The 18328-nt window shown below is 64.8% G+C and carries 15 protein-coding genes; 6 read left to right on the forward strand and 9 right to left on the reverse strand.

Annotated features, from left to right (window positions below):
* The first annotated feature begins 39 nt into the window (after positions 1–39).
* Positions 40–1455, forward strand: a complete 1416-nt coding sequence (pgmG, locus tag SOQ14_RS06995; RefSeq protein WP_322897339.1) for a phosphoglucomutase/phosphomannomutase PgmG — start codon at positions 40–42, stop codon at positions 1453–1455.
* A gap of 31 nt (positions 1456–1486) precedes the next feature.
* Entirely contained in the window at positions 1487–3958 is a 2472-nt protein-coding gene (locus SOQ14_RS07000; RefSeq protein ID WP_322897340.1) for a ligase-associated DNA damage response DEXH box helicase, read from the forward strand.
* Between the two features lie 64 nt (positions 3959–4022).
* Here SOQ14_RS07000 and SOQ14_RS07005 read toward each other — a convergent pair whose 3' ends face one another.
* From SOQ14_RS07005 to SOQ14_RS07020, 4 genes are all read right to left on the reverse strand, one after another.
* Complete coding sequence (locus SOQ14_RS07005) at positions 4023–4481, reverse strand: ExbD/TolR family protein (protein WP_322897341.1); 459 nt, start codon at positions 4479–4481, stop codon at positions 4023–4025.
* A 31-nt stretch (positions 4482–4512) separates the two neighbouring features.
* Positions 4513–5043 carry an ExbD/TolR family protein gene (locus tag SOQ14_RS07010; RefSeq protein ID WP_322897342.1) on the reverse strand — a complete coding sequence of 177 codons (531 nt, stop codon included), beginning with the start codon at positions 5041–5043 and terminating at the stop codon, positions 4513–4515.
* A 224-nt stretch (positions 5044–5267) separates the two neighbouring features.
* The gene (locus SOQ14_RS07015) at positions 5268–6026 is read right to left on the reverse strand and encodes a MotA/TolQ/ExbB proton channel family protein (protein WP_322897343.1); all 759 of its coding nucleotides are present in this window, start codon (positions 6024–6026) and stop codon (positions 5268–5270) included.
* A gap of 72 nt (positions 6027–6098) precedes the next feature.
* Positions 6099–6770: an energy transducer TonB gene (locus SOQ14_RS07020; protein WP_322897344.1), complete on the reverse strand. Its 672-nt coding sequence runs from the start codon at positions 6768–6770 to the stop codon at positions 6099–6101.
* A 391-nt stretch (positions 6771–7161) separates the two neighbouring features.
* On the opposite strand from SOQ14_RS07020, the gene SOQ14_RS07025 reads away from it, so the two are divergent.
* Positions 7162–8046 (forward strand): hypothetical protein, encoded by an 885-nt coding sequence (locus tag SOQ14_RS07025; RefSeq protein ID WP_322897345.1) that lies wholly within the window; start codon positions 7162–7164, stop codon positions 8044–8046.
* Positions 8047–8148: 102 nt separating this feature from the next.
* Positions 8149–9447, forward strand: a complete 1299-nt coding sequence (locus tag SOQ14_RS07030; RefSeq protein ID WP_322897346.1) for a homoserine dehydrogenase — start codon at positions 8149–8151, stop codon at positions 9445–9447.
* Between the two features lie 9 nt (positions 9448–9456).
* On the opposite strand, the gene SOQ14_RS07035 is transcribed toward SOQ14_RS07030, so the two are convergent.
* The gene (locus tag SOQ14_RS07035) at positions 9457–10083 is read right to left on the reverse strand and encodes a hypothetical protein (RefSeq protein ID WP_322897347.1); all 627 of its coding nucleotides are present in this window, start codon (positions 10081–10083) and stop codon (positions 9457–9459) included.
* 123 nt (positions 10084–10206) lie between these two features.
* Here SOQ14_RS07035 and glpX point away from each other — a divergent pair, with 123 nt between their 5' ends.
* Entirely contained in the window at positions 10207–11163 is a 957-nt protein-coding gene (glpX, locus tag SOQ14_RS07040; RefSeq protein ID WP_322897859.1) for a class II fructose-bisphosphatase, read from the forward strand.
* Positions 11164–11328: 165 nt separating this feature from the next.
* Here glpX and SOQ14_RS07045 read toward each other — a convergent pair whose 3' ends face one another.
* Both SOQ14_RS07045 and SOQ14_RS07050 read right to left on the reverse strand, forming a co-directional pair.
* Positions 11329–12672, reverse strand: coding sequence for an alkaline phosphatase PhoX (locus SOQ14_RS07045; protein WP_322897348.1), 1344 nt, complete (start codon positions 12670–12672; stop codon positions 11329–11331).
* A gap of 88 nt (positions 12673–12760) precedes the next feature.
* Positions 12761–13165, reverse strand: coding sequence for a MerC domain-containing protein (locus SOQ14_RS07050; protein ID WP_322897349.1), 405 nt, complete (start codon positions 13163–13165; stop codon positions 12761–12763).
* Between the two features lie 129 nt (positions 13166–13294).
* Between SOQ14_RS07050 and SOQ14_RS07055 the strand changes: the two genes are divergently transcribed.
* Positions 13295–14527, forward strand: a complete 1233-nt coding sequence (locus SOQ14_RS07055) for a GTP-binding protein (RefSeq protein WP_322897350.1) — start codon at positions 13295–13297, stop codon at positions 14525–14527.
* 66 nt (positions 14528–14593) lie between these two features.
* Here the strand turns inward: SOQ14_RS07055 and SOQ14_RS07060 are convergent, their stop codons facing one another.
* Positions 14594–15598, reverse strand: a complete 1005-nt coding sequence (locus SOQ14_RS07060; RefSeq protein ID WP_322897351.1) for a DUF6607 family protein — start codon at positions 15596–15598, stop codon at positions 14594–14596.
* Positions 15599–15636: 38 nt separating this feature from the next.
* Complete coding sequence (locus SOQ14_RS07065; protein WP_322897352.1) at positions 15637–17937, reverse strand: TonB-dependent hemoglobin/transferrin/lactoferrin family receptor; 2301 nt, start codon at positions 17935–17937, stop codon at positions 15637–15639.
* Positions 17938–18328 lie beyond the last annotated feature (391 nt).

The following is an 18328-nucleotide window of genomic DNA, read 5'->3' on the forward strand; positions in this document are numbered from 1 at the left end:
TCAGGCCCAAGCTCACAACCACAAGAAGGCCCAACCCTCATGCAGCATACCTTCGATCCCACGATCCTGCGCGAATATGACATTCGCGGTGTAATCGGCGAAACTTTGGGCGCCGAGGATGCCCGTGCGATCGGGCGGGCTTTCGGCACACTGCTGGCCCGCGCCGGGGGCAAGACAGTGGCGGTCGGCTATGATGGGCGGGTGTCATCCCCTATGCTCGAACACGCGCTGGTCGAAGGCCTTGCCGCGAGCGGCTGCGATGTGGTGCGGATCGGCATGGGGCCGACCCCGATGCTCTACTATGCCGAAGCCTCAAGCGAACAGGTGGATGGCGGCATTCAGATAACCGGCAGCCATAATCCCCCCAATTACAATGGCTTCAAGATGGTATTCCAAGGGCGTCCGTTCTTCGGCGCCGATATCCAGCGGCTCGGCGCGCTGGCGGCGGCGGGGGATTTCGCCAGCGGCACCGGCACCGTCACCACGCGCGATATCATTGACGAATATGTCGAGCGCCTGCTCGCCGGATTGGCCGGGGTCGATACCGCGGCGCTCGCCAGCCTCAAGGTCGGCTGGGATGCCGGGAACGGTGCGGCTGGCCCCGCGCTCGAAGCGCTGGCAGCCCGGCTGCCCGGGGAACATCATCTGCTGTTTACCGAGGTCGACGGCCATTTCCCCAACCACCATCCTGATCCGACTGTGGAAGCCAATCTCGCCGATCTGCGCGCGCTTGTCGCAGCCAAGAACCTCGATTTCGGCGTGGCTTTTGACGGCGATGGCGACCGGATCGGCGCGATCGACGGGACGGGCCGGGTGATCTGGGGCGATCAGCTCTTGATGATCTATGCCGAAGATGTGCTCAAAGACCGCCCCGGTGCGACGATCATCGCCGATGTAAAGGCGAGCCGCGCGCTCTTCGACCGGGTGGCGGAATTGGGCGGGGCGCCCCTGATGTGGAAGACCGGCCATTCGCTGATCAAGTCCAAAATGAAGGAAACAGGTGCGCCGCTTGCCGGCGAGATGAGCGGGCACGTGTTCTTTGCCGATGATTACTACGGGTTTGACGACGCGCTTTACGCCGGGGTGCGTCTGCTTGCGGCGACCGCGCGGCTCGGCCAATCCGTTACCGCGATGCGCGGTGCGGTTCCGCCGATGCTCAACACCCCGGAAATGCGCTTTCAGGTCGATGAAAGCCGCAAATTCGCGGCGATGGCCGAAATCACGGCGCGGCTCACCAGTACGCCCGGCCCGGATGTCGAAAGCGTCAACGCAACCGACGGGGTGCGGGTCAACACCGCCGACGGCTGGTGGCTGCTGCGTGCCTCGAACACGCAGGATGTGCTGGTCGCCCGCGCCGAAAGCGACAGCGCGGAAGGCCTTGCGCGGCTGATCGCGCAGATCGATGCGCAGCTCGCGCTGTCGGGCCTCGAACGCGGCGAAAGCGTCGCCCATTGATTTGGGGGGCAGCGCGCCCCATCAGGATGGGGTGACATCCTCGCCCTCACCCGCCATCCCGCCCGAAATCGCCGCTTGGTTTACTACGCGCGGCTGGCGGGTGCGGCGGCACCAGTGGGACATGCTCGCCAAGGCCGAGGCCGGACGCCACGCGCTGCTCGTCGCTGATACCGGCGCGGGCAAGACGCTGGCGGGGTTCCTGCCGACCCTGTGCGATTTCGCCCCGTCGCGCGGTGCGCCCCCGGCCGATGGCCTGCACACGCTCTATGTCTCGCCGCTCAAGGCGCTGGCGCAGGATGTGAAGCGCAACCTGCTGACCCCAATCGCGGAAATCGGCCTGCCGATCCGGGTCGAGACCCGCAGCGGGGATACCCCATCGGACCGTAAGAAGCGCCAGCGCGAACGCCCGCCGCATATCCTGCTGACGACGCCGGAAAGCCTCTCGCTGCTGCTGTCCTACCCCGAAAGCGCGGAGCTGTTCGCCGGGCTGAAGCGCATCGTGATCGATGAGGTTCATGCCTTTGCGGCGGGCAAACGCGGCGATCTGCTCGCCCTGAGTCTGGCACGTCTTCACGCGGTCGCCCCGCAGGCACAGCGCGTTGCGCTGTCGGCGACGTTGGCGAACCCGCGCGCCTATCAGGAGTGGCTGGCCCCGCAGGAGGCGGCGGATACGGGCGAAATCGCTGCTGCCGATCTGGTGCTGGGCGAAGAAGCTGCGCCGCCTGATCTCGAAATCCTGCTTCCCGAGGAAGAACGCGTGCCGTGGGGCGGCCATGCCGGGCGCTGGGCCGTGCCGCGCCTTTACGAGCTGATCAAAGCCAACCGCACCACACTGGTCTTCACCAACACGCGTTTTCTGGCGGAATTCATCTTCCAATGCCTGTGGGAGGAGAACGAAGCCCATCTCCCGATTGGCATCCACCACGGCTCGCTCAGCACCGAGGCGCGGCGCAAGGTCGAGGAAGCGATGGGCCGCGGCGAATTGCGCGCGCTGGTCTGCACGGCCAGCCTCGATCTCGGGATCGACTGGGGTAATGTCGATCTGGTGGTGCAGATGGGTGCGCCCAAGGGCTCGTCGCGCCTGCTCCAGCGGATCGGGCGCGCCGGACATCGGCTCGACATGCCAAGCCGCGCGGTGCTGGTGCCGGGCAACCGCTTTGAATTCCTCGAAGCCATCGCCGCCAAGGATGCGGTGGATGCAGGCCAGCGCGATGGTGAGGAATTCCGCGCTGGCGGGCTCGATGTGCTGGCGCAGCATATCATGGCCTTCGCCTGCGCCGGGCCGTTCGACGAGAAGGCCTTGCTGGCCGAGATCCAGAGCGCCCTTGCCTATTCCTGGGTCGATGAGGCCACCTTCGCCCGCGTGCTGAATTTCGTCGCCGATGGCGGCTATGCCCTGCGCGCCTATGACCGCTTCAAGCGGATCGTGCGCGACAAATCGGGGGTGTGGCGGCTGGCCCATCCCAGCCATGCGCAGCGCCACCGGATGAATGCCGGGATCATCGTTGATTCCGAAATGCTGGTGGTGCGGTTCAAGAACGGACGCAGCCTCGGCAAGGTCGAGGAACGCTTTGCGGCGCAGCTATCGCCCGGCGATACCTTCTTCTTCGCCGGGATGAGCCTTGAGGTCGAAAGCGTGAAGGACATGGATGTCATTGTCCGCGCTGCCAGGAAAAGCGCGACGATCCCGAGCTATGGCGGGCTGCGCATGCCGCTCACCACCCATCTTTCGCAGCGCGTACAGGCGATGCTGGCCGATCGCGCGGGATGGGGGCGCTTCCCCGATGATGTGCGCGAATGGCTGGAGATGCAGGATTACCGCTCGCGCCTGCCCGCGCCCGGCGAATTGCTGGTCGAAAGCTTCCCGCATGGCGGCAAGCATTACACCGCCTATTACACTTTCGAAGGCTGGAACGCGAACCAGAGCCTCGGGATGCTGATCACCCGGCGGATGGAAGAGCGCGGGCTGATGCCAGCGGGCTTTGTTGCCAATGATTATTGCCTCGCCGTATGGGGGCTCAAGCCGGTGCGCGATCCCGCGCCGCTGCTTTCGCCCGATATCCTGACGCATGAATTCGTCGACTGGGTCACCGAAAGCCATCTGCTGCGCCGGGCGTTCCGCGAGGTGGCGGTGATCAGCGGCCTCGTCGAACGGCAGCATCCGGGCCAGCGCAAGAGCGGCAAGCAAGTCACCTTCTCGACCGATCTGATCTATGATGTGCTCAGGAAATACGAGCCCGATCATGTGCTGATCGAGGCGGCTTGGGCTGATGCCCGGGCGCGGATGACCGATGTGGGGAGGCTCGCCGATTTGCTCGAGCGGTCAGAGCGCGAGCTCGTGCATGTCGAACTGGAGCGGGTCTCGCCGCTGGCCGTGCCGGTGATGACGATGATCGGGCGCGAAGCGGTGCCGCAGGGCGCGGTCGATGAGGAATTGCTGCTCGAGGCCGAAAGCCTCGCCGCCGCGGCGATGCGGCCCGATCCCCCGCGCGAAGGCGATTAGCCAACCCAACGAAAAAGGGCGGCACCTTGCGGCACCGCCCTTTTGCTATTCATGAGCGCGGCGATCAGTCCTGACCGCCCGCGCCGGGGCCGCCCTTACCGAAGGTGCGATACCGCTCGTTGCCGACAAAGCCGAACTTGGTCACGCCCGAGGCCTTGATGTCGTTGAGCACGCGCGCGGCGATTTCATAGCTCGCCATACGCTCGGGCTCGAACTGCAATTCCGGCTCGGGATTGATCTGGGTGGTTTCAGCCAGCAGGGTGACCAGCTGGCCCTCGTTCACCGGCGTGCCGTTCCACAAGATGACATCCTGTTCGGTGAGGATCAGCTTGTTCTTGATCGGATCGATCACGATATCCTGCGGCGGCGGATTGCCCTGCGGAAGATCGATATCGACCGAGTGGGTCGCCACCGGGATGGTAATGATGAACATGATCAGCAGAACGAGCAAGACGTCGATCAGCGGCGTCATGTTCATATCCATCATCGGTTGGCCGTCGAGTTTGCCTCCGGACATACCCATGTCAGTTACTCCTTAAATCAGACTGGCCGGATCAGATGCCGGGCTTGACCGGGTTCGAGATGAAGCCGACCGTTGGATAGCCTGCGGCCTGCACGTTGTAGATCGCACCAGCCACACAGCCCCACGGCGCGTTCACGTCGGCACGGATGTGAACCTGCGGGATCTGATCGGGGTCTTCCATGATCGCTTCGGGACCACCGGCACGCGTCACGATCGCATCAAGCCGTGCGAAGGCCCTGTCGTAGAGCTCTTCCGAGGTCACGGGCGTGATGTTGTTGAAATAGACCCGGCACTCGCCGCCACGATAGGCGCCTTCGAAGCCGGGCTCACCCGCGCTGCGACCGCCGGCATCGGTGGTGCTGATGGTGAGCAACAGGTTTTCAACCTTGTTCTTCGATTCGACCGACGCGAAAACCGGAATTTCCAGTTTCTCGATGGTCTGAATCGCGACCGGAACCGCGATAAGGAAGATGATCAGGAGCACCAGCATCACGTCCACGAGCGGCGTGGTGTTGATGTCCGACATGGGGGTATCGGCCCCGCCTCCCGTCGAAATCGCCATTGTGAATTCCTACCCTAGCAAAATATTGGCGCCAATCGGCTTGGCGTGGAACCCTTGCGTCTGACCTTCGCGACAAAGGCGGGGGATGGGGCCGGCTGGTATCCGGCAGTATCCCCCAGGCCATTGGCCGCGGTCAGTGCGAACCGGCGCCTTTAGGGGGCAGCCGGGGCGAAGGGTGGGAAAGGCGGCAGGTGCCGCTGTCCCAACCCTTCGCCGGGACGCAATCAGGCCTTCTTCGGTGCGGCGTTCTGAGCCGGCTTGGCAGCAGGCGCAGCCTGCACCGCCGGCTTCACGGCGCCGTTCGAGTTGATGTAGGCAAGAATGTCGGTCGAGAAGCCGCCGAGCAGTTCCGAGATGCGACGGTTGCGCGACTGGAGCCAGTTGAACGCAAGCACCGCAGGCACGGCGACGAGCAGACCGATCGCGGTCATGATGAGTGCTTCACCCACCGGGCCGGCGACCTTGTCGATCGAGGCCGAACCTTCGATACCGATGTTGATCAGCGCGCGGTAGATCCCGATCACGGTACCGAGCAGACCCACGAACGGCGCGGTCGCACCGACGGTGGCGAGGAACGGCAGGCCGCCCGCGAGCACCGCGTTGATCGAATCCTCCGAACGCTGCAGCGTGCCGTGCATGTAATCGTGCGATTCCAGCGCATCGGCCATCTTGCCGTGATCTTCCTGGGCCTTGACCGCATCGTCGGCGAGCTGGCGCCACGCGCTGTCTTTCTCCAGCTTGGTGGCTGCTTCCTTGAGGCTGGCAGCGCGCCAGAAGGTCGTCTGGACGGCCTTGTACTGCTTGAAGATCTTGTTCTGCTCAAACAGCTTGGTGAACATGATGTAGAAGGTGCCGACCGACATGATCACCATCACGGCGAGGATCGACCAGGCGACGGGGCCGCCTTCTTCCATGGCCTTCATGAAGCCGAATTCGTTGACCGGCGCTTCGGTGGCGGCAGCCGCAAGGTAGGTAAGGTTCATTGCGAGTAGTCCTCTTGAAAAATTGTCCCCAAGATCACGCGCCGTGCGGGCAACCGTGATCCCAACACTGCACTAATTGATACGGTACACAATCCGGGTCGAATAAGAGCCTTCGGTCGGGTTGCCGTCGCGGTCGAGCGCGGGATTGAACTGCGCGTAGCGCTCCATCCCTTGGCAGGCCGCCTGATCGAGATCGGGCGAGCCGCTCGAAGCGGTAACCTGACAATTGGCGGCCTTGCCATTGGCTGTCACCGTGACGCGGACACCAACCGTACCCTCGCGCTCTTCGCGCAGCGCACGTGCCGGATAGTTGTCCTGAATGCGCGCAGCCCAGCTGCGTTCATTCTTGGTGCTCGCACCACGAGCCTTGGAAGGCGCGGGCGGCGGCGCCGGCGGCGCAGCGGGTGCGGGCGGCGGAATCGTAATCGCAGGGGGTGCCGGAGGCGGGATCGTCGCCTGCGTCTGGATGGGTGGCGGCGCCGGAGCAATGCTGATCGGCGGCGGCGGCGCAACCGGCGGCGGCGGAGCCTGCGGCTGATCCGGCGGCGGCGGCGGCGGTTCTTCCTCGGGGGGCGGGGGCTCCTCGATGTCGACGGTCGTCACCCGCTCGATTTCTTCCTTGATTGCCTTGATCGCAAGGCCGACGACCATAACCACCCCAATACCGCCGACAATCGCAAGCGCGATGATCAGCGAGACGAGCTTGGTGCCAGTCAACCCTTGTTGTTGCTCAGCGTAGGACATCCAGCGCTTTCTCTCCATTCTCACGCCAGCCAGGGGCCAGCGGATCTCCCGTACCTCGCTTGTCACAGACAGGCAAAGCACGGATCCCAAAGACGGGCATACCGGATCCGGCTAGCGACGTACGTGCACTGGCAGACATGCCATTGTCACTGCACAACCATGCGCCCCGCCGGCCCGTGATCACCATGCGTTTGATTCGCAGGATCATCAAGCCCAATCGGAGCACGGAACCATGCTGCGTCCCGTACCCGACAGCGCGGGCTTTAACGAGCAACCCCTAGCCGATCAAACGCTTTTGCGGTTAAGCGTGAATTCACAACACAACCTGTCCAAACGCGAACGCAATTTGTGCGTTCCCGGCTGGGGCTTCGGCAGTGCGATAGGGTTCTTCATGCTTGGAAGTTTAACACAATATTTCAGATCGGTATCGGGGATAGCTGCGGCGCTTGCTGCGCTGGCGGGAAGCACGGTGCCAGCATCGGCACAGCCGCTTGCCCGTTCGATCGACGAGGCTAGTCAAATTGCCACCTATGCCGATCTGGTAACACTTTCTGACGGCAGCGCGATGGTCGTGCGGGCGCAGATTCGGCGTCAGACCGCGCTCAAACCCGAACGTGCGCCGGGCCTTGCGCCCGGATTCGTGCGGCTGTTCATCGAGGCGCGCACCACCGCGCTGATCGCGGGCACATCAGGGCTCGCAGGCGACATCAGCTATCTTGTCGACGTTCCGCTTGATGCCAAGGGCAAGGTGCCCAAGCTGAAAAACCGCGATGTGCTGTTGTTTGCGCGCGCCGTGCCGGGCCGGGCCAGCGAATTGCAACTGGTAAGCGAGCACGCACAACTCGCCTTCACACCGGCGCTCGACGCACGGCTGCGCCCGATCCTGACCGAGCTGGCGAGCGGGAAGGCGCCGCCGCGAATCACCGGGATCAGCGATGCGCTGGCCGTGCCGGGCACGCTGGTCGGCGAATCGGAAACGCAGATTTTCCTCGCCACCACCAACCGTTCGCCCGCCTCGATCACGATCCTGCGTCGCCCTTCGCAGCGCCCCGAATGGGGCATTTCCTGGGGCGAGATCATTGATTCGGCGGCGCGCGCGCCCGCGCCCGAGACCATCGGCTGGTATCGGCTCGCCTGTTCGCTGCCGCGCCAGCTTCCGAGCAATGCCAATCTTGCACGCGATGCCAATGCGCGGCGGCTGGCGATGGCGGATTACGGGTTCGTGCTCGAACAGCTCGGCCCCTGCGAGCGGCGTATCACCCGCGCAGAGGGATGATTCTGCACGCTTGACCACACGGGCGGCGGGGCTAAGCGCTGGAGCGGACACCCTCGACGGAGACCCGCCTTGCCCGACGCCGCGCCTGCATCCGCTGCCCCTTTGCGTATTGCCATTGCCGGACTCGGCACAGTCGGCGCGGGGGTTATCCGGCTGCTCGATACCAACCGCGATCTGATTGCGGCACGAGCGGGCCGCGCCATCGAGGTCGTCGCGGTCAGCGCGCGCGATCGCGCCAAGGATCGCGGCGTCGATATCGCCCGCTTCGCCTGGGAAGACGACATGACGGCGCTGGCCCGCCGGGATGATGTCGATGTCGTGGTCGAACTGGTCGGCGGCTCGGACGGGCCCGCGCTGGCGCTGTCCCGCGCGGCGCTGCAAGCGGGCAAAGGGCTTGTCACCGCCAACAAGGCAATGATCGCGCATCACGGGCTGCATCTTGCCGAGCTGGCCGAAGGCGCGGGCGCGCCGCTCAAATTCGAGGCCGCCGTGGGTGGCGGAATCCCGGTGATCAAGGGGCTGCGCGAAGGCACCAGCGCGAACGCGCTCACCAAGGTTTACGGCATCCTCAACGGCACCTGCAATTATATCCTCTCCACCATGGAAGCGACGGGGGCCGATTTCGCCGAGGTGCTGAAGGACGCGCAGCGGCTCGGCTTTGCCGAATCCGATCCTGCTTTTGATATCGAAGGCGTCGATGCGGCGCACAAGCTGGCGATCCTTGCCGCCATCGGTTTTGGCACGCGGATCGATTTCGGCGCGGTCAGCGTCAGCGGGATCACCGCAGTGCGCGCGGCCGATATCGCGCAGGCCGGCGCGCTCGGCTTCGTGATTCGCCTGATCGGTGAGGCCGATGTCGAGGAAACGCCCGAGGGCGCCCGGCTGCTGCAGCGGGTGCGGCCCTGCCTGATTGCCAAGGGCCACCCTCTCAGCGCGGTCGACGGGCCAACCAATGCCGTGGTGGCAGAAGGCAATTTCTCGGGCCGCCTGCTGTTTCAGGGCGCGGGGGCAGGCGATGGCCCGACGGCGAGCGCGGTCGCCGCTGACCTCATCGATATTGCTCGCGATGAAGTGGGCGCGCCCTTCTCGATCCCCGTGGCCCAGCTGGCCGCGCTGCCCCCGGCCGAGCCCGGACACCGCATGGGGCGCAGCTACCTGCGCTTCATGGTCAAGGACCGCCCCGGCGTGCTCGCGGAAATCACCGCTGCGATGCGCGATGGCGCGGTGTCGATCGAAAGCCTGATCCAGCAGGGACGCGGTGCCGATGAAGGCGCCGATGTGATGGTCGCCATGGTCACGCACGAAGGCCCCGAAGCCAATGTGCGGCGCGCGCTTGATCTGCTGGCGGGATCGGACAGCCTCACGGGCGAGCCCTTGGTCTTGCCGATCCTCGCAGCCTAGGCGCCAGCCTTAGCGTTTCGTCTTGGGATTGCCCGGCGGAGCCGTGCGCGGCGGAGGGGTCTTGATCCCGAGCGCCTCGCGCCGGGCCTTTTCCTGCTCCTCAGTCAGTTCGAGCTCTTGCCCGAGCGGCGGCAGGCCGCGCGCAATCCTGTCGGCATCCGAACCGGCGGGTGCCTTGGGCAGCGCGGCCACATCGATCATCAGAGCCGGTGGCGGCGGCCGGCCGAACCCGATCCCTTTGCCGTTATCGGGAATGCCGAACACATCCGGCGGCGGCGGAGCGTTCTTGTTGGCCGTCGCTTCGGCATAGCGTTTGCGCGCTTCTTCGGGGTTGCTGTAGACATTGGCCGGATCTTCTCCGGTCTGGCGGCACACCACGATCTCGCCGCTGATCGCGCTGGCGTCGGCGCGATCGACACATTCCTTGGCCTGCGCCTGGTTGACGTCGCCGCGTGGCACGGTGACCATGAGATTGATGCGGTCGCGCGGCGCCGACGCCTCCAGCGCGGCACCAGCCGTCGCCGTGGTGTCATCCTGCGCCGCTAGCGGCGTGACAGCCATGGAGAGCGCGGCCACCACGCCCAGCGCCATGGCGGTGCGCAAATGTTTTACAGGGGTCACAGCATTGCTCGACAAACCCAGCTCCTTGGGCTTAAGCGCACCGGGCATCAATTCTGAGTGACAGAGGCTGACACACGCATGAACGATCTCACCGATACTGACCACGCGGCCGCGACGCAAGCCAGCGCCCACAGCGCGATGCAGCGTGTGCTGGTGCTCGAGATGGTCCGCGTGACCGAAGCCGCGGCTATTGCCGCGGCGCAAATGGTCGGTCGCGGCGATGAAAAGGCCGCCGATGCCGCCGCCGTCGAAGCGATGCGCCGCGCCTTCGACAATCTCTATATTGATGGCACCGTGGTGATCGGCGAGGGCGAGCGCGACGAGGCGCCGATGCTTTATATCGGCGAGAAAGTCGGCATGGGCAAAGGCCCCAAGATCGACATCGCGCTCGATCCGCTCGAAGGCACCACCATCACCGCCAAGGCCGGGCCGAACGCGCTCGCCGTGCTGGCCGCTGCCGAGGAAGGCTGCCTCCTGAACGCGCCCGATGTCTATATGGACAAGCTGGCGATCGGGCCGGGCTATCCCGAAGGCATTATTGATCTGGCCAAAACGGCGACGGAAAACGTCCGCGCGGTGGCTGCGGCCAAGGGGGTTGATCCCTCGCGGATCAATGTCTGCGTGCTCGATCGCCCGCGCCATGCTGAGCTGATTGCCGAGTTGCGCGCGCTCGGCTGCGGGGTGGTGCTGATTGGCGATGGCGATGTGGCGGGCGTGATCGCGGTGACCGACGAGGACACCACCGTGGACATGTATATGGGCCAGGGCGGCGCGCCCGAAGGCGTGCTGGCGGCCGCGGCGCTGCGCTGCGTTGGCGGGCAGTTCAATGGTCGGCTGGTGTTCCGCAACGAGGATGAAAAGGCCCGCGCCCGCAAGTGGGGCATCGAGGACTTGAATCGCATCTACAAGCTTGAAGATCTCGCCAAGGGCGATTGCATCTTCGCAGCGACGGGTGTGACGAGCGGCTCGCTGCTCGATGGGGTCAAGCGTCGCCGCAAGCCGACCGGCGAAGTCTATATGACCACCGAAAGCGTGGTGATGCGCGCGTCATCGGGCACGGTGCGCTGGATCCGGGGCGAGCATCGTATCGCCTGATTGCCGACGGGGGCTGCCGTTGCAACGGGCGCGGCGGCCCTGCGCACCATCAAACCAGAACCCGCGCTGGATCCGGGGCGAGCATCGCATCGCCTAATCAGCGGACAGGGGCTGCCGTTGCCGCTGGCGCGGCGGCCCTGCGCTGTATCAAAGTTGACTGGCGCGCTACGCTAACCGCTCCCACGGGCCGTTGATGGCGAGCGTGCGCGTCGGCGAATAGGCATTGACGAACAGCGTCTGCCCATCGGGCGAGAAGCAGGCCCCGGCCAGCTCGGTCTGGGCATGCAACCGCGCCAGCGGATAAGCCGTGCCGGCGGGCGTGATGCCGCGCAGATAATTGTTGACCTCGTCGGTGTACTGATCCTCGCACACCACCAGATGGCCATTGGGCGCAACGGTGAGATTGTCGCCGAAATTGAACTGCTCGGGACTGTCACTTTCGAAGAACAGCTCGACCCGGCATGGCCCGGTCCCGCGCCCCGGCACCAGCCGCAGGATCTGGCCGAGCTGCTTGGCGCCCCCGCTGGTGGCGCAAATGTAAAGATCATCCGTGCCCATGTGCAGGCCTTCGCCGCGGGCGATCAGCGCAGCGCCCGCTGCCGCCGCGCGCAGGCGCAGATCATCCTTGGGCGCTTCGACCTCATCAAGATCAATCCAGCGCACCGGGTAGAATTGCCGCCGCGCCATCGCGGTGCTCTGCCAGTTGCGGGTGTCGGGAAGCCCGTCGATCACCATCGCCTGCAAGCGCCCGCCCTTGGCGAGATCGCCCGGCACGGCCGGGATGAAGCGATAGAACACCCCGTCATCGCGATCTTCGGTGAGATAGACCATGCCCGTGACCGGATCGACGCAGGCCGCTTCGTGATTGAAGCGCCCCATCGCCGTCAATGGCACCGGATCGACCAGGCCGGTCGCCTGGGCGGGCACTTCAAACACCCAGCCGTGATTGCGCGCCAGCCCGTCGCCATATTTCTGGCCCGGCCCGGTCGGCGCTTCCTCACAAGTCAGCCACGAGCCCCACGGTGTCACCCCGCCCGAACAATTGCGGATCGTGCCGCCAAGAGTGCGGAACTGGCGTTTGACCGCGAGGGTCGCAGGATCGAGCACCAGGGTGGTCGTCCCGCCAGCCACAAAATGGCCATTATGCGTGCCGAAACCGCGCGCAATCGGCCCGCCGGCATCGTGCCGCTGGGTCAATTCATGATTGCGCACCAGCGCGATCTCACCCCCGGGCAAGGCGAAGCACCCCATCCCGTCAGCGTGATCGGGCACGGTGCCGCCATCATCCATCGCATCGCCGAGCCGCGAAATCACGCGGTAAGAAAAGCCCTGCGGCAGATCGAGCAGCCCGGCCGGATCGGGCAGCAGCGGGCCATAGGACAGCCCGCTCGCCCCGCCGCCTGCCAGCGCGCCCGAACCGCGCAGCATCGCCCCGCTCGCCAGCAAGGCAGCAAAGGCGCTGCTGGTGGCGGCAAGGAACCGGCGGCGATCAGTCACGGCAAGGGTCATGGCAGAAAACATCCTCGAACAGCGGGCAGGCAGCCACCTTGCCCATTATGGGGACACGCCCCCCACCACAGCAAGGGGCCACGCTGTCTCACGCCGCGCCATGCACCCGGCATTGGCGCAGCGCAATCCGGTGAGCGAACAGCAAGCCCAACGCCCCGGCGACAGTAAGGGCCGTTTCGAGCACATCACTCGCCACAAACACGGCCGCGATCAGCGCCGCCAACGCGGCCACCAGCACGCCGATGCGCCGCGCGCCGCCGCGCCACAAGACCGGACCGCTCACCAGTACCACCGGCACCAGCAGCGCGGCATGAAACCACTCGGCCCCAAGCCACGCAGTCGGCAGGTTCGCCAGCACCATCACCGGCGCGGCCACCAGCAACAGTGGCAGCATCAGGCAATGCACCAGACACAGGCCCGAGAGCGCCATGCCAGCGCGGTGCAGCACAATCTCGCGCCGAAAGGCCGGTGAGGTGGATGCGATCTGGTTCATCAGCTTGCCCTGTCGATTTGCCCCTTTACGCAAACCGCTATCGGATGATATGTTGTAACATACAAGCAAAGAATGCGGCGCGCCTGCCGTCCCTTGCCCCGATACAACCCCCTCAGGACACCCTCACTCATGCTGCAAACCTCTGACACCCGCCTGCCCGTGACCGTGCTTTCCGGCTTTCTCGGCGCGGGCAAAACCACCCTGCTCAATCACATTCTCGCCAACCGCGAAGGCAAGCGGGTTGCGGTGATCGTGAACGACATGAGCGAGGTCAACATTGATGCTGATCTGGTGCGCGGCGGCGAGGCGGCGCTGAGCCGCGCGGAAGAAAGCCTGGTCGAGATGACCAATGGCTGCATCTGCTGCACCCTGCGCGACGATCTGCTCAAGGAAGTGCGCGGGCTCGCCGAGGACGGGCGCTTCGATTATCTGGTGATCGAAAGCACTGGCATTTCCGAACCCCTGCCGGTCGCGGCGACCTTCTCCTTCCGCGACGAGGATGGCGCTTGCCTCGGCGATGTCGCCCGGCTCGATACCATGGTCACCGTGGTCGATGCGGTGAACCTGCTGGCGGATTATTCGAGCACGGATCTGCTCTCGGCCCGCGGCGAGACGGCGGGCGAAGGCGATGATCGCAGCCTGGTGGGCCTGCTGGTCGAACAGATCGAATTCGCTGACGTGGTGATCGTCAACAAGGCGAGCGCTGTCAGCCCCGAACAGCTCGCCACCGTCAAACAGGTGGTCGCCTCGCTCAACGCCGATGCGCGCATCATCACAGCCGATTACAGCAAGGTGGCGCTCGATGATGTGCTCGATACCGGCCTCTATGACGAAGAACGGTCCGAACAGCATCCGCTATGGATGAAGGAGCTTTACGACTACGCCAGCCACCGGCCCGAAAGCGAGGAATATGGCGTCGAAAGCTTCGTCTATCGCGCCCGCCGCCCATTCCACCCGGCGATGTTCTATCGCTTCCTGACCGGCGACGCGCTTGATCGCGTTATCCGCGCCAAGGGGCATTTCTGGCTTGCCACCCGGAGCGATTTCCTCGGCGAACTCGCCATTGCCGGGCACCAGAAAAGCGTCAGCCGCATGGGTCGCTGGTGGGCCGCCGTGCCCAAGAACCGTTGGCCCGATGATGGCACTTTCGAGGAATTTGTCGTCAAGCACTGGCACCCGGTGTGGGGTGACCGGCGGCAGGAGCTGGTGTTCATCGGCATCGGCCTAGACAAGGCGGCGATCACCGCAGCGCTGGATGCCTGCCTTGTCCCGACCGACGCCTTCACGCCCGAAAAGTGGGAACGGCTCAATGATCCCTTCCCCGCCTGGGGCGAGGCCCAGACGATGTTGCAGGACGCCTGAGAGCGGCGCCATCGGGTTTGAGCCACGCCTCCGCCGATGGGGCTGCGTGGCTCTTGCCCCAAGCGGTCAACCGCCCTTTTGCGCTGTGCCCTCAGCGATCATGGCAACCGCCTTGGCGCTGGCTTCCGCCACCCCGGTTTTGCCGTCCTTGATCAGATCGGCAAGGATCAGCAGCTCATCAGCGATCTGCGTCCCGGCGCGGGCTTCCTGCGCAATGCGGATACCGCCCTGCGCAGCGGCAACTTCGGCCCATTTGGCGCGCACGGCTTCCCAATAGGGTGCGGTTTTCGCCCAATAATCCTCGGCAGCCTGCACGTTATAGCCATCAAACCGCTCGTAGGTGTTGAGGACATATTCCTGCACCACCGGCACCAGCTTGCCGCTGCCGTCCTTGGCCGGCATCATCTTGGTGTTGTCCTGCCAGTGGATCCAGCCCTTGGGCGTCAACTGGTGGCGGTTGATCCCGACATAGCGATCATAAACGGGGTTACGGATCGCATCGCGGCGGGCCAGCGGGCGCGCGGTCCAGCTTGAACGCCAGCGCTTGATGCCCTGCGTATCGTCCCAGGCGCCCCACGCGGCATAGCGTGGGCTGTCATCGACCTGATAGACCGTCTGCGACCAGCGCCCGGCGCGCAGGTTTTCGGGCACCGCGGTCATTTCCCAGACCTCGCCGCCCTTGTAGGCCAGCACTTCCTTAGGTTCATACTGCCAATCCTGCCGCCAATGCTTGACGACATAGGGATTGGCCTGATCGCCCGTCACCAGCAGGTGTTGCAGCACGATCCGCGTGCCGGTGTCCTCGATCACGCGGACGGATTCGTAACCGCCCGAAACCTTGCGTTCGAGCGGGGTGTAGCCTTCCATCCACGGGGTGGATTCCTGCATGTCGAAGGTGACCTTGAAATCGCCCGCCATGGCAAGGATGGTCTGGCGGTCGGCCTCGAAAGCGGCCTTGTGCGCGGCGGCATCGCGGATGATCGGATCATCGGCCCAAGCCGGTGCCGGTGCGGCGGCCAGCGTCAGCGCAGCAAGGCTAGCGCCAAGGATCAGACGGGATAAGCGTGGCATTGCAAGAGCTCCTTTCCTGATGTTTATGCAAGTGAGACTTAAAAGCGATAAGAGGCTGAAATGCTCGCGTTGCGACCCGGTCGGGTAAAGGCATCGGCAATCGCCGCATCCTGCATCCGCAGGCCGCGCACATCCGACCACAGCGCATAGGTTGCATTGGTGAGGTTGAAGATCCCGGCGCGCAGTTTGAGCCGGTCTGTCACCGCGAGAAACGCGGTCAGATCGAACACGGTGGACGCGTCGGGCCGCACGAACAGATCGGCGCCGGTCACGGAATCGCGCTCAAGCTCGCCCTTTTCCTTGCGGGCATTGTGCGTGAGGATCAGTTCGGCACCAAAGCGGCCCGAAGGTGCCCGGTAACCGAGGCTCGCCACGATGTTGAAGGGGTCGATGGTGTCGAGCGGCACGCGCCTGCCCGCCAGATCGACCGTATCGCCATTGGCATAGGCCATCGCCAGCCGCGCGTTCCAGCCGCTCGGGAGCGTCATCTCGCCGCGTGCTTCGAAGCCTTCGATCCGCGCCGCGGCAAAGTTCACAAATTGGAAGATCGCCGGGTTCTGGGGCGTGAACCCGCCGCGCACCACCTGCTGGCTGATGAAATTGTCATAGTCCCCGCGAAAGCCGGTGACTTGCAGCGAGAAGATGTCGCCGACATAGCGCGCGCCGGCCTCAAAACTTTCGCTGGTCTCGGGGCGCAGAGCGGGATTGGGGATCGAGGTATATCCCCCGGCGATAAACTCGAAGAAGTTGTTCACCTGCGACGGAGTCGGGGCCAGAAAACCCTGGGCATAATTGCCGAATAGCACCACATCGGGCGCAAGCTTCACCGTCGCGCCGAACTTCGGACTGAGGCGGCTGTCGCTTTGTGCCGCCGGGCGAAAGCTCGTGAGCAGGGGATCGTCCATCGGGTTGAGATCGTAGAAATCGAACCGCAGCGCCGGGAACAGGGTCAGCGCGCCATCGAACAGGGTGATCTCATTAGAAAGAAACAGCCCGCCGAGGGTGAAATCGGTCACCGGGAAGGCCCGTGTGGGAAAGCTTTCCCCGCGACCGGGGAAAGTGCCATCGCGCAGCCCTTCCTGCCGGGTCCAACTGACATCGCCGCCAAGCGCAAGGCGGTTCCTGATCCCGCCAAGCGCGAACGACGAACGCACCTCGCCCGTGACCCCATAGAGGCGGTTGTCGAAGGTGTTGAGCCGCTCACGATCCGGCGCCGGGGTTGGGGTGAGCGTGGTGCGCTCTTCGAAGGCGAATTGGCCATCTTGGGTGTCCTGCCAGAAAGCCGACAGGAAAGCATATTCGATCGCATCATCGCGATTGCCGTCATAGGTCCAGTCGAGCGAGGCCCGCACCCGGCTGTTGGTATCGCGCGCGGTCAGCGCATCGACCGTCCACACCGGCCGCGGACCAAAGGTAAAGGCCGGGCCAAGCCCGGTGAGCACATCGGTTTCAACCACGGCGTCAAGCCATTCGCCGGTCAGGCGCAGGCGATGCGCCCCCTTGTCCCACACCAGCTTGCCCAGCACGGCGTTGCTCTGGCCCTCCTGCGGATTGGGCGCGGTGCGGGTGGGCCCTGTCCCATCGTTGGTGCCGCGATTGGCAAGCTCGGCAAAATCACGGCGGGTGTAGGCCACCATCGCCGAGAGATCGCCGCTCTGCCCGGCGAGCGTCGCGGTCTGCGCGAATTCCTGATCATCGCTCGCATATTGCGAGGTCACGAATCCTCCGACATCCGCACCCTTGATCAGATCCACCGGATCAGCAGTGACAAAGCTGACCGCACCCGCAAGCCCGTCGCTGCCATAGAGCGCCGAGGCGGGGCCGCGCAGGATCTCGACGGATTTGACAAGGCTGACATCGGCAAAGCCGCCGCGCCCGGCGTCCTGCGGCCCGAAGCTGAAGCCTTGCGGGGCGCGGATACCATCGACCTGAACCAGCACCCGGTTGCCGCCGATGCCGCGAATCGTGAAGCCTTCGTTGCGGGCGCGCCCGGTCGAGCCGATGGCTGCGCCGAAGCGCGCTGGCGCCCGGCGGACCGAAACACCCGGTTCAAAACGCACCAGATCCTTGATGTCGGTGGCGAGCTGATCGGCGATGTCTTCGTCGGTGATCACGGTAACGGTGGCCGGCACCTCTTCCTGCACCCGCGGCGCGCGCGTGGCGGTGACGACAATCCGCCCGGTCTCGCGCGGCTCTTCAGCGGCGTCATTGTCTGCACCAGCCGCCGCAGCCGCATTTGGCGCTGCGACAGCAGGGGTGAGCGGCAAAGCAGCCGCAAGCAGAAGGGCTAGGGCAAGGTGGGATGATCGCGCCTGCACGGCGCGCGGGAGGGAAGACACGTCCGATTTCCTCTGAAGGTTGTGGGGCACATCTGCCTTTATTGCGAATGAGAGTCAATACTAATGCTATCAGGAGTCATTCGCAATGATGCAGTCGCAAGGGTGGCCTCGGCTCGGCCCTTGGCCCAACCCCCACAAAATTGACGATTCGCCCTGCCCACGTGCTGGGCTATCCCTTGCAGCCACAACAACTTGCCAGGGAGAGGCGCGCCATGGATCTGGGACTGAAGGGCAAGAAGGTCATCATGAACGGCGGGGCGCATGGCCTCGGGCTGCAAGCGCTCAAGCTGTTCGCCGCCGAGGGCGCCGACGTCGTTGCCCGCGCCTGAGGGGATTGGCATCGCAAATACAGGCGGTTATCATCCCGAGGCCCCGCATGCATGTCTGCGGG

It is taken from the genome of Erythrobacter epiphyticus (assembly GCF_034653295.1).
GTDB lineage: Bacteria > Pseudomonadota > Alphaproteobacteria > Sphingomonadales > Sphingomonadaceae > Erythrobacter.

Excerpts from the sequence above, each read along its gene's own strand:
- glpX (WP_322897859.1), top strand. The coding sequence starts at position 10,207 with ATGCAGCGTGTGCTGGTGCTCGAGATGGTCCGCGTGACCGAAGCCGCG.
- SOQ14_RS07025 (WP_322897345.1), top strand. The coding sequence starts at position 7,162 with ATGCTTGGAAGTTTAACACAATATTTCAGATCGGTATCGGGGATAGCT.
- SOQ14_RS07060 (WP_322897351.1), bottom strand. The coding sequence starts at position 15,598 with ATGCCACGCTTATCCCGTCTGATCCTTGGCGCTAGCCTTGCTGCGCTG.
- SOQ14_RS07055 (WP_322897350.1), top strand. The coding sequence starts at position 13,295 with ATGCTGCAAACCTCTGACACCCGCCTGCCCGTGACCGTGCTTTCCGGC.
- SOQ14_RS07050 (WP_322897349.1), bottom strand. The coding sequence starts at position 13,165 with ATGAACCAGATCGCATCCACCTCACCGGCCTTTCGGCGCGAGATTGTG.
- SOQ14_RS07020 (WP_322897344.1), bottom strand. The coding sequence starts at position 6,770 with ATGTCCTACGCTGAGCAACAACAAGGGTTGACTGGCACCAAGCTCGTC.
- SOQ14_RS07010 (WP_322897342.1), bottom strand. The coding sequence starts at position 5,043 with ATGGCGATTTCGACGGGAGGCGGGGCCGATACCCCCATGTCGGACATC.
- SOQ14_RS07045 (WP_322897348.1), bottom strand. The coding sequence starts at position 12,672 with ATGACCCTTGCCGTGACTGATCGCCGCCGGTTCCTTGCCGCCACCAGC.
- pgmG (WP_322897339.1), top strand. The coding sequence starts at position 40 with ATGCAGCATACCTTCGATCCCACGATCCTGCGCGAATATGACATTCGC.
- SOQ14_RS07015 (WP_322897343.1), bottom strand. The coding sequence starts at position 6,026 with ATGAACCTTACCTACCTTGCGGCTGCCGCCACCGAAGCGCCGGTCAAC.
- SOQ14_RS07005 (WP_322897341.1), bottom strand. The coding sequence starts at position 4,481 with ATGGGTATGTCCGGAGGCAAACTCGACGGCCAACCGATGATGGATATG.